Annotated in this window: 11 protein-coding genes; 9 read left to right on the top strand and 2 right to left on the bottom strand. The window is 72.4% G+C overall.

Annotated features, from left to right (window positions below; translation table 11 throughout):
* Positions 1–1,026 (bottom strand): non-homologous end-joining DNA ligase, encoded by a 1,026-nt coding sequence (gene ligD / locus CG723_RS03490; RefSeq protein ID WP_100591652.1) that lies wholly within the window; start codon positions 1,024–1,026, stop codon positions 1–3.
* 80 nt (positions 1,027–1,106) lie between these two features.
* On the opposite strand from ligD, the gene CG723_RS03485 reads away from it, so the two are divergent.
* Complete coding sequence (locus CG723_RS03485; protein ID WP_100591821.1) at positions 1,107–2,168, top strand: ATP-dependent DNA ligase; 1,062 nt, start codon at positions 1,107–1,109, stop codon at positions 2,166–2,168.
* Between the two features lie 111 nt (positions 2,169–2,279).
* Positions 2,280–3,227, top strand: coding sequence for a DUF3048 domain-containing protein (locus tag CG723_RS03480; RefSeq protein WP_100591651.1), 948 nt, complete (start codon positions 2,280–2,282; stop codon positions 3,225–3,227).
* Between the two features lie 29 nt (positions 3,228–3,256).
* On the opposite strand, the gene CG723_RS03475 is transcribed toward CG723_RS03480, so the two are convergent.
* On the bottom strand, positions 3,257–3,718 hold the full coding sequence (locus CG723_RS03475; RefSeq protein ID WP_100591650.1) for a MarR family winged helix-turn-helix transcriptional regulator: 462 nt from the start codon (positions 3,716–3,718) through the stop codon (positions 3,257–3,259).
* Positions 3,719–3,916: 198 nt separating this feature from the next.
* On the opposite strand from CG723_RS03475, the gene CG723_RS03470 reads away from it, so the two are divergent.
* From CG723_RS03470 to pcaDC, 7 genes are read left to right on the top strand one after another with little or no spacing between them, the layout of a single operon-like run.
* Positions 3,917–4,699 (top strand): CoA transferase subunit A, encoded by a 783-nt coding sequence (locus CG723_RS03470; RefSeq protein ID WP_100591649.1) that lies wholly within the window; start codon positions 3,917–3,919, stop codon positions 4,697–4,699.
* On the top strand, positions 4,699–5,343 hold the full coding sequence (locus CG723_RS03465) for a CoA transferase subunit B (protein ID WP_100591648.1): 645 nt from the start codon (positions 4,699–4,701) through the stop codon (positions 5,341–5,343). The genes CG723_RS03470 and CG723_RS03465 overlap by 1 nt, the downstream gene beginning before the upstream one ends.
* Positions 5,340–6,542 (top strand): thiolase family protein, encoded by a 1,203-nt coding sequence (locus CG723_RS03460; protein WP_100591647.1) that lies wholly within the window; start codon positions 5,340–5,342, stop codon positions 6,540–6,542. The genes CG723_RS03465 and CG723_RS03460 overlap by 4 nt, the downstream gene beginning before the upstream one ends.
* A gap of 17 nt (positions 6,543–6,559) precedes the next feature.
* Complete coding sequence (pcaH, locus tag CG723_RS03455) at positions 6,560–7,330, top strand: protocatechuate 3,4-dioxygenase subunit beta (RefSeq protein WP_100591646.1); 771 nt, start codon at positions 6,560–6,562, stop codon at positions 7,328–7,330.
* Positions 7,327–7,905, top strand: a complete 579-nt coding sequence (gene pcaG / locus CG723_RS03450) for a protocatechuate 3,4-dioxygenase subunit alpha (protein WP_100591645.1) — start codon at positions 7,327–7,329, stop codon at positions 7,903–7,905. The genes pcaH and pcaG overlap by 4 nt, the downstream gene beginning before the upstream one ends.
* Positions 7,902–9,236: a 3-carboxy-cis,cis-muconate cycloisomerase gene (gene pcaB, locus CG723_RS03445; RefSeq protein WP_100591644.1), complete on the top strand. Its 1,335-nt coding sequence runs from the start codon at positions 7,902–7,904 to the stop codon at positions 9,234–9,236. Before pcaG ends, pcaB begins: the two co-directional genes overlap by 4 nt.
* Positions 9,233–10,387: a bifunctional 3-oxoadipate enol-lactonase/4-carboxymuconolactone decarboxylase PcaDC gene (gene pcaDC / locus CG723_RS03440; protein WP_100591643.1), complete on the top strand. Its 1,155-nt coding sequence runs from the start codon at positions 9,233–9,235 to the stop codon at positions 10,385–10,387. Before pcaB ends, pcaDC begins: the two co-directional genes overlap by 4 nt.
* Positions 10,388–10,404: the final 17 nt, after the last annotated feature.

Raw genomic sequence — 10,404 nt, 5'->3', positions numbered from 1 at the left:
TCAGTCCTCGTGTCTGGCCCGGCTCGGCTGTACCCGCTTGGGCTCGCCCGGCATCTTCGGATACTCGGGCGGGTACGGCATGTCGCCGAGGCCGCGGTCCCGTTCGTCCCGGTCGGCGAGTTCGAGGAGCGCGTCGAGCCGGAAGGCGTGCTCGTCCATGTCCTCGTGGACGTCGCCGAGTTCGGCGTAGCGGGCCGGCATGGAGCCGATGTCGAAGTCGGCCGGGCGCGCGTCGTCGACCTCGTCCCAGCGCAGCGGCGCGGAGACGGGGGCGTTCGGCCGTGGCCGTACCGAGTAGGCGGAGGCGATGGTGCGGTCGCGTGCGGTCTGGTTGAAGTCGACGAAGATGCGCTCGCCGCGCTCTTCCTTCCACCAGGCCGTCGTGACGCGGTCCGGCATACGGCGCTCCAGCTCGCGGCCGCAGGCGATGGCCGCGCGGCGCACCTCGACGAACGTCCATCGCGGGGCGATCGGCACGAAGACGTGCATGCCGCGGCCGCCGGACGTCTTGGGCCAGCCGCGCAGGCCGCCGAAGTCATGGAGGACGGAGCGCAGCTCGTGGGCGGCGCGGACGGCGTCGGTGTAGTCGGTGCCGGGCTGCGGGTCGAGGTCGATGCGCAGCTCGTCGGGGTGGTCGGGGTGCGCGCGCCGGACGGGCCAGGGGTGGAAGGTGAGGGTGCCGTACTGGGCCGCCCAGATGACGGCGGCGATCTCGGTGGGGCACATCTCGTCCGCGTGGCGCCCGCTGGGGAAGGTGATGGTGCCGGTGGGGATCCAGTCGGGCAGATTCTTGGCGGCGCGCTTCTGGTAGAAGGACTCGCCGGCCAGGCCCTCGGGGTAGCGCTGGAGGGTGGTGGGGCGGTCGCGCAGGGCGCGCACGATGCCGGGGCCGACGGAGAGGAAGTAGCGGGCGAGGTCGAGCTTGGTGTAGCCGGGCTCGGGGAACATGACCCGGTCCGGGCTGGACAGGCGTACCGTCCGCTCCCCCGCCTCCAGCTCCACCGCCGCGCCGTTCGACTTGCCCATGCGGGTCACGCTAGGCGCATCGGCCGACTTGCGCATACCGGGCGGGCGGGGGCGTATCGCGACAGAATCGGCTCATGGTCATGGATCTGCCGGTGATGCCGCCCGTGAAGCCGATGCTCGCCAAGTCCGTCGCGAAGATCCCGCCGGGGATGAGTTACGAGGCGAAATGGGACGGCTTCCGCGCGATCGTGTTCCGGGACGGCGCGGACCTGGAGATCGGCAGCCGCACGGGCAAGCCCCTGACCCGCTACTTCCCCGAGCTGGTCGCCGCCCTCCTCGACCGGCTGCCCGAGCGCTGTGTCCTCGACGGCGAGATCGTGATCGCCAGGGACGGCCGGCTCGACTTCGACGCGCTCACCGAACGCATCCACCCGGCCGCGTCCCGGGTGAAGACGCTGGCGGAGCGCACCCCGGCGTCGTTCGTGGCGTTCGACGTACTGGCCCTCGGCGACGAGTCGCTGATGGACACGCCCCTGGTGGACCGCCGGTCCCGCCTGGCCGAGGCGCTGTCCGGCGCGACGCCGCCCGTCCACCTGGCCCCGTCGACGACCGACGCCGAGCTGGCGCAGACGTGGTTCGAGCAGTACGAGGGCGCGGGCCTCGACGGGGTGATCGCCAAGCCGTTCGACCTGCGCTACCGCGAGAACGAACGCCTGATGTTCAAGATCAAGCATGAGCGGACCGCGGACTGTGTCGTGGCCGGCTACCGCTTCCACAAGAGCGGCCCGGTCGTCGGCTCCCTGCTGCTCGGCCTGTACGACGCCGAGGGCGTTCTCCAGCACGTGGGCGTGTGCGCGGCGTTCACGATGAAACGGCGTACGGAGCTGATCGCGGAGCTGGAGCCGCTGCGCCTCGAGTCGGCGCAGGACCATCCGTGGGCCGCGTGGACCGAGGAGTCGGCGCACGAGAAGGCCCGCCTGCCCGGGGCGACGAGCCGCTGGACCGGCAAGAAGGACCTGTCATGGGTGCCCCTCGAACCGCCGCTCGTCGCCGAGGTGGCGTACGAGCACATGGAGAACGGCGCGCGCTTTCGCCACACGGCCCGCTTCCGCCGTTGGCGCCCGGACCGGACGCCCGAGAGCTGCACGTACGCGCAGCTGGACGAGCCGGTGCGGTACGACTTGGCGGATGTCCTGCGCTAGCCGGTACGAGCGTCGGCTCGCGCGAGCTCCGCCAAGTATTTCGAACATGTTCGACCGGAACTGATCGATCCGCCCCTGGGCGGGTATCACCCACAGGTGCGAATACGACGGATGCGGGTGACGCGCGTGCGGCGGGCCGCGATCGTCGCGGCGGTCCTGGCCGCTACGGCCGCCGGGTGCACGGTCGGCGACGGACACCCGCCGGACGGCCACTCCGCGAGCCCCACCGGAGGGGGAAGCCGTGGCCCCGTTCTCGCCGTGAAGATCGACAACGTGGGTCCAGCCCGCCCGCAGACCGGCATCGGCCGGGCCGACATCATCTACGCGGAGCAGGTCGAGAGCGGTCTGAGCCGACTGATGGCCGTGTACGCGACCCGGCTGCCGCCCGTGGTCGGCCCGGTGCGCAGCGCCCGCGAGACCGATATCGAACTGCTGCGGCAGTTCGACCGCCCCACGCTCGCGTTCTCCGGCGCCCAGTCGAAACTGCTGCCGCTGATCGCCGAGGCCCCGCTCAACGCGCTCCCGCCCGGCAAGGCCCCGGCGGCCGCCTACTTCCGCGGCAGCGACAAGCCTGCGCCGCACAACCTCTACCTCCGACCCGGCAAGCTGGGCGTGACGCCGCAGGCGGGCGCGCTGGCGGCGGCCGGGGTCACGTTCGGGGCGCGCCCGGCGGGCGGGCAGGCGAAGAACACCCTCACCGTGCGCTTCCCGGCGGCGCGCTTCACCTTCAGCTGGTCGGCCCAGAGCCGTAGTTGGCAGGTATCGATGGACGGCACCCGGGCACGTACCACGGACGGCGGGATGCTGAACGCCTCGACCGTCGTCGTCCAGTACGTCGATGTCCGCAGCTCGCGGTTCCACGACCGGTCGGGGAACACGTCACCGTTCTCCGACACCGTGGGTTCGGGCAAGGCGACGGTACTGCGGGACGGGCGGGCGTACGACGTCCGGTGGGAGCGGCGCTCGGCGGCCGACGGCACACAGTTCACGATGGCGGGCGGCGGCAAGCGCATGACGTTCGCGCCCGGGCAGGTGTGGGTCCTCTTCGCCCAGCGGTGAGAGCCCCGGCTCGCACCGGGACACCGTCGTCAGGCCTTCGCCAGCGGCTCCGTCGGATTGCGAAGCCCTTCCGCCGCGTCCGAGACGCGCTGGATCAGGTCGAAGAAGACGGCCTGCTCGTCGGCGGACAGCGGCGCGAGGAAGATCTGATTCATCCGGGCCGTGCGCACGGTCAGTTTGCGGTGGACGCGCGTCCCGTCGTCGGTGAGGCGCAGCAGGGAGCGGCGGCCGTCCTGCGGGTCGCGCACCTTGTCGATCAGTCCGCGGCGGCTGAGGCGGCTGATGACCTCGGCGATGGTCGAGCGGTCGAGGCCGACGCGCTCGCCCACGGTGCGCTGGTCGAGGCCGGGCTCGGCGACGAGCGCGTTCAGGACGGCGAACTGAGGTGAGGTGATCTCCTCGGAGACCATCGTGTTCCACAGCAGGTAGTGCGCCTGCTGGAGGCGCCGGGCCAGGTGCCCCGGGTGGGTGGTCAGATCCACCGCGGCCATCGCGGACCTCCGGTCTTTTTCGGATGTGTACTGACCAATACTCGACCATAGAGCAGCCCATGTCGAGTCGACTCCCCCGCCTCCAACCGTCGCCACCCTGGGCTATTGACGGTACGGGCATGCGGTGGCACCGTAAGCGCCAGTTACATAAATGCTCAGTGCGCTGAGTATTTCAGGTTCGTGGAGAGGCTGGCTCGGATGGACAAGGTGGTGGCGACGGCCGCGGAAGCGGTCGCCGACGTGGGGGACGGGGCGTCCCTCGCGGTCGGCGGGTTCGGCCTGGTCGGCGTCCCGAACGTGCTCATCGGCGCGCTCCACGAGCGCGGCACCACGGGCCTGAGCGTGGTCTCCAACAACTGCGGGGCGATGGACTCGGGCCTGGCCGTCCTGCTCGCGGCCGGGCGGATCGCCCGGGTCACCGGGTCGTACATCGGCGCCAACAAGGAGTTCGCCCGCCAGTACCTGTCCGGCGAGGTCGAGGTCGAGATGATCCCGCAGGGCACGCTCGCCGAGCGCCTGCGGGCCGGCGGCGCCGGCATCCCCGCGTTCTACACGCCCGCCGGCGTCGGCACCCAGGTCGCGGAGGGCGGACTCCCCTGGCGCTACGACGGCCAGGGCGGCGTCGCGCTGGCGTCCCCGCCCAAGGAGGTCCGCACCTTCGACGGCACGGACTACGTCCTCGAGCACGGCATCCGCACCGACTTCGCCCTCGTGCGCGCCGCCAAGGGCGACCGCCACGGGAACCTCGTGTTCAACAAGTCCACCCGCAATTTCAACCCCCTCGCCGCGATGGCCGGACGCGTCACCGTCGCCGAGGTGGAAGAACTCGTCGAACCCGGCGACATCGACCCCGACGCCGTGCACGTGCCCGGCATCTTCGTCCAGCGCGTCGTGCCCCTCACGCCCGAGCAGGCCACGGACAAACAGATCGAACGGCGCACCGTCTCCGCGCCTCCGGCACGAGGAACGGTGAGCAGCTGATGGCCTGGACCCGCGAAGAGATGGCCGCGCGCGCCGCCCGCGAGCTGCGCGACGGCCAGTACGTCAACCTCGGCATCGGTCTGCCGACGCTCATCCCGAACCACCTGCCGCCCGGCGTCGAGGTCGTCCTCGAATCCGAGAACGGCATCCTGGGCGTCGGCCCCTACCCGGCCGACGACGAGGTGGACCCCGATCTCATCAACGCCGGCAAGGAGACCGTCACCGTCCTGCCCGGGGCCTCGTACTTCGACTCGGCGCTCTCCTTCGGCATGATCCGCGGCGGTCACATCGACGTCGCCGTCCTCGGCGCGATGCAGGTCTCCGCCCGCGGCGACCTCGCCAACTGGGCCGTCCCCGGCAAGATGATCACCGGTATCGGCGGGGCCATGGACCTCGTCCACGGCGCGCGGAGAGTCATCGTCGCCATGACCCACACCGCCAAGGACGGCACACCCAAGATCGTCGAGGACTGCACTCTGCCGCTGACCGGCAAGGCCTGCGTCAACCGCGTCATCACCGACCTCTGCGTCCTCGACGTCACCGCCGAGGGGCTCGAACTCGTCGAGCTGGCCCCCGGCGTCACCGCCGACGACGTCACCGCGAGGACCGCCGCCAAGGTCCGCATCCCGGAGGAAGCCCGATGAAGGACGTCTACGTCGTCGATGCCGTCCGCACGCCGGTCGGCAGGTACAACGGCTCCCTCGCCGCCGTCCGCCCGGACGACCTCGGCGCGCATGTCATCCGTGAACTGCTCGCGCGTACACCGGAGTTGGACCCGGCGCTGATCGGCGACGTGTACTTCGGCAACGCGAACGGCGCGGGCGAGGAGAACCGCAACGTCGGCCGCATGGCGGGGCTCCTCGCCGGGCTGCCCACCTCCGTGCCCGGCGTCACCGTCAACCGGCTGTGCGCCTCCGGCCTCGAAGCCGTCATCCAGGCCGCGCGGGCCATCGCGCTCGGCGACGTCTCCATCGCCCTGGCCGGCGGTGTCGAGTCGATGACCCGCGCTCCCTACGTGCTCCCCAAGAGCGACCGGCCGTTCCCCGCGGGCAACACGGAGCTGTACTCCACGACCCTGGGCTGGCGCATGGTCAACCCGCGGATGGAGCCGCAGTGGACGGTGCCGCTCGGCGAGTCGGCCGAGCTGATCGCCGACAAGCACGGGATCACGCGTGAGCAGCAGGACACGTACGCGCTCGCCTCGCACGAGAAGGCGTCCGCCGCGCAGAAGAACGGCCTCTTCGACACCGAGATCGTGCCGGTGGCCGTCCCGCAGCGCAAGGGCGACCCGCTCGTCGTCGCGCGCGACGAGTGCGTGCGCGAGAGCGCGTCGCTGGAGGCCATGGCCACGCTCAAGCCGTCGTTCCGCAAGGAGACCGGGACGGTGACCGCGGGCAATGCGTCGCCGCTCAACGACGGCGCCGCAGCGCTGCTGCTCGTGGACGACGAGGGTCTGAAGGCCACCGGCCGCGAGCCGCTCGCCCGGGTGACGGCCTCCGGGGTCGCCGCGATCGACCCGCACTACTTCGGGCTCGGCCCCGTCGAGGCGGTCAACCGCGCGCTCGCCAGAGCGGGCAAGGGGTTCGGCGACCTGACCACCCTCGAACTGAACGAGGCGTTCGCCGCGCAGGTCCTCGGCTGTGTCGCCGAGTGGCCCGAGTTCGAGCCCGCGATCCTCAACCCGCGCGGCGGCGCCATCGCGATCGGCCACCCGCTCGGCGCGTCCGGCGCGCGGCTCGCCGGATCCGTCGCGCACCAGCTCAAGGCCGCCGGTGCCGGCACCGGCGTCGCCACCCTCTGCATCGGCGTCGGACAGGGCCTCGCCCTCGTCCTCGAACGCTAAGGACTCAGGAACCCTCCATGGCACTCACCCAGTCGGACATCGACATCGAGGTCGCGGACCTCCAGAGCGCGTACGACAAGGCGCGCGCGGGCGGCGCGCCCGCCCAGCACCACCCGCCGCGCGACTACGCGCCGTACCGCAGCTCGCTCCTGCGCCATCCGAAGCAGCCGCTCGTCGCCGTGAACGGCGGCGACCCGGAGACCGTCGAGCTGTCCGGGCCCGTCTTCGGCGCCACGGACATCACCGACATCGACCAGGACCTGACGCGTCAGCACGCGGGCGAGCCGCTCGGCGAGCGCATCACCGTCTCCGGACGGCTCCTCGACAGCGACGGCCGCCCCGTGCGCGGCCAGCTCGTGGAGATCTGGCAGGCCAACGCGTCGGGCCGGTACGCGCATCTGCGTGACCAGCACCCGGCGCCGCTCGACCCCAACTTCACCGGTGTGGGGCGAACACTGACGGATGATCAGGGACGCTACTCGTTCACCACCGTGAAGCCGGGCGCGTACCCGTGGCGCAATCACACCAATGCGTGGCGCCCCGCGCACATCCATTTCTCCCTGTTCGGTGACGCGTTCACGCAGCGGCTCGTGACGCAGATGTACTTCCCGAACGACCCGCTGTTCCGCTACGACCCGATCCTGCGGTCGGTGACGGACGACGCGGCGCGCGACCGCCTGGTCGCGGCGTACAACCACGACCTGTCCCAGCCCGAGTTCTCCCTCGGCTACGAGTGGGACATCGTCCTCGACGGTCCCTCCGCCACCTGGATCGAGGAAGGCCGATGACCTCCGTGCCCGAGAAGCTCCTCCCCACGCCGTCACACACCGTCGGCCCGTTCTACGGCTATGCCCTGCCGTTCCCCGAGGGCGAGCAGGTCGCGCCGAAGGGACATCCCGACACGATCGCCCTGCACGGCTACGTGCTCGACGGCGAGGGCGCCCCGGTACCGGACGCCATCATGGAGTTCTGGCAGGCCGGACCCGACGGCTCGCTCGACGGGGCACCCGGCTCGCTGCGCCGCGACCCCACGACCGGCGGTCATCTCGGCCGCAACGGCACGGACTTCACCGGATTCGGCCGGGTCGCCACGGACGCCGACGGGCACTACGCGCTCTTCACACTGCCGCCGGGCAACGCGGGAGTGCCGTACGTCAGCGTGTGCGTGTTCGCGCGCGGACTGCTGCACCACCTGTTCACCCGCGCCTACCTCTCCGACGGCGCGGACCCGCTGCTCGACGCCCTGCCCGCGGAGCGGCGCGCGACGCTGCTCGCGCAGCGGCAGGAAGACGCGCACCGCACGTACCGTTTCGACATCCGCCTTCAGGGCGAAGGCGAAACGGTCTTCCTGGAGTTCCAGTGACACACGTCGATCCCGACGCCGGACTGCTCGCCCCCGGCCGGGCCGGCTCCCCCGCCGAGTCGGCCACCTCGGACGCGGCGGTCCTGCGCGCCCTGCTCGACGCGGAGGCGGGGCTCACCCGGGCGCAGGCCGCCCTGGGCCTGGCGCCCGTGGCCGCGGCGGACGCGGTGACGCGCGCCGCCACGGACGAGAGGCGCTTCGACCCCCGTGACCTCGCGCTGCGCGCCCGATCCGGGGGCAACCCGGTGATCCCGCTGGTCGCCGACCTGACGGCAGCGGTGGCCGGGGAGCACGCCCCGTACGTCCACCGGGGCGCCACCAGCCAGGACATCCTGGACTCGGCGCTCATGCTGGTCGCCGCCCGGACGCTGGACGGGCTGCTCGGCGACCTGACGCGCACGGAGAGCGCGCTCGGTCGGCTCGCGTCCGCGCACCGCGACACCGTCATGCCGGGCCGCACGCTCACGCAGCACGCCGTGCCGACGACGTTCGGCCTGAAGGCGGCGGGCTGGCGCTCACTCGTCCTCGACGCACGCGACCGGCTGAACACCGTGCGGGCCGCGCTTCCTGTCCAACTGGGCGGCGCGGCGGGCACGTTGGCGGCGTTCGGCGTGTTCGGCGCCACGAACGCCGGTGAGTTGACCGAGGCATACGCGGCCGAACTCGGCCTGGTCGCACCCGTGTTGCCCTGGCACACCCTGCGCACCCCGGTCGCCGACCTCGCGGGCGCGCTCGCCTTCACGGCCGGGGCCCTCGCCAAGCCGGCTGCGGACGTGCTCACGCTGTCCCGTACGGAGATCGGGGAGCTGTCGGAGGGGGCGGGCGGCGGTTCCTCCGCGATGCCGCACAAGGCGAACCCGGTCAGGGCCACGCTCGTCGCGGCGGCCGCCCGCCGCGCACCCGCGCTCGCCGCGACGCTGTACGCGTCGATGGCGGCCGAGGACGAGCGCCCCGCCGGTGCCTGGCACGCGGAGTGGGAGCCGCTGCGCGACCTCCTGCGGCTGGTGGGCGGCGCGGCGCGCGACGCGGCCGAGCTCGCCGAGGGGCTTCAGGTCCACGCGCACGTGATGCGTGAAAACCTCCTCGCCACCCATGGGTTGATCGTCTCGGAGCGCCTGGCGGCCGAGCTGGCGCCCCTGCTCGGGCGTGCCCGCGCGAAGTCCCTGCTCACCGAGGCGGCGCGGCGCACCCGCGCCGAGGACAGGCCCCTGGCCGAGATCCTGGCCGACGAGCCCGATCTCAAGGGCGTCGACCTGGCCGACCTCACCGACCCCGCCCGTTACACCGGCTCCGCCGGAGCCCTCACCGACCGTGCCCTGGAGCGACGTTGAGCACTGCATCCCCCGACCGCGGCCCCCTTCTTCACCACCGCGCCGAAGGCCCCGCCACCGCTCCCCCGCTCCTCCTGGGCCCCTCGCTCGGCACCTCCACCGCCCTGTGGGACATGGTCGCGCCCGAGCTGTCCGTCACCCACCGTGTGGTGCGCTGGGACCTGCCGGGACACGGAAAGTCCCCGGCAGGCCTGATCGGCCCGGGTGCGACCGTCGCCGATCTGGCCGGGCTCGTCCTCGACCTCGCCGACTCCCTCGGCATCGAGCGCTTCGCGTACGCGGGGGTGTCGCTCGGCGGCGCGGTGGGCCTGCACCTCGCCGTCCACCACCCGGAGCGGGTGACGAGCCTCGCGGTGATCTGCTCGTCGGCGCACTTCGGCGGCTCGAAGCCCTGGGAGGAACGGGCCGCGCTCGTACGCCGCGAGGGGCTCGGCCCGGTCGCCGAGACCGCCGACCGGCGCTGGTTCACACCCGGATTCACCGTCCCCGCCCTCATCGAGGACCACCGAACCGCCAACTCGGACGCGTACGCGGCCTGTTGCGACGCCCTCGCCGCGTTCGACATCCGCGAGGAGCTCGCCTCGATCACGGCTCCCACGCTGCTGATCGCGGGCCGCGAGGACCCGGCGACGCCGCCCGCGCATCTGCGGGAGATCGCCGATGCGGTGCCCGGCTCGTCGCTCGTCGAGATCGCGGGTGCCTCGCACCTCGCCCCCGCCCAGTGCCCCGAACCCGTGATCACGGCGCTGCGCGCCCAGCTCGGCGGGGGTGCCCGACGCGGCATGGAGGTGCGCAGGCAGGTGCTCGGCGACGCGCACGTCGACCGCGCGCAGGCCCGGCAGAGCCCGTTCACGGCCCGCTTCCAGGACTTCATCTCGCGCTACGCGTGGGGCGAGATCTGGACCGACCCGACGCTGGCGCGCCGCGAACGCTCCATGATCACGATGACGGCGCTGGTGGCCCACGGCCACTACGACGAGCTGGCCATGCACGTGCGCGCCGCGCTGCGCAACGGCCTGACGCCCGACGAGATCGGCGCCGTACTGCTGCAGTCCGCGGTGTACTGCGGTGTCCCCGCGGCCAATTCGGCGTTCGCGGTGGCTCAGCGGGTCCTCGCCGAGGAGAGCGGAGAGGACCCGGCCGCGGGCTGAACCTCGCGCCCACCGAC

It is taken from the genome of Streptomyces sp. CB01635, assembly GCF_002803065.1.
Lineage (GTDB): Bacteria > Actinomycetota > Actinomycetes > Streptomycetales > Streptomycetaceae > Streptomyces.
This window is presented reverse-complemented; position numbering and strand designations above follow the sequence as displayed.

Coding starts and splice junctions, on each gene's coding strand:
- ligD (WP_100591652.1), bottom strand. CDS start 1,026: ATGGGCAAGTCGAACGGCGCGGCGGTGGAGCTGGAGGCGGGGGAGCGG.
- CG723_RS03485 (WP_100591821.1), top strand. CDS start 1,107: ATGGATCTGCCGGTGATGCCGCCCGTGAAGCCGATGCTCGCCAAGTCC.
- CG723_RS03480 (WP_100591651.1), top strand. CDS start 2,280: ATGCGGGTGACGCGCGTGCGGCGGGCCGCGATCGTCGCGGCGGTCCTG.
- CG723_RS03475 (WP_100591650.1), bottom strand. CDS start 3,718: ATGGCCGCGGTGGATCTGACCACCCACCCGGGGCACCTGGCCCGGCGC.
- CG723_RS03470 (WP_100591649.1), top strand. CDS start 3,917: ATGGACAAGGTGGTGGCGACGGCCGCGGAAGCGGTCGCCGACGTGGGG.
- CG723_RS03465 (WP_100591648.1), top strand. CDS start 4,699: ATGGCCTGGACCCGCGAAGAGATGGCCGCGCGCGCCGCCCGCGAGCTG.
- CG723_RS03460 (WP_100591647.1), top strand. CDS start 5,340: ATGAAGGACGTCTACGTCGTCGATGCCGTCCGCACGCCGGTCGGCAGG.
- pcaH (WP_100591646.1), top strand. CDS start 6,560: ATGGCACTCACCCAGTCGGACATCGACATCGAGGTCGCGGACCTCCAG.
- pcaG (WP_100591645.1), top strand. CDS start 7,327: ATGACCTCCGTGCCCGAGAAGCTCCTCCCCACGCCGTCACACACCGTC.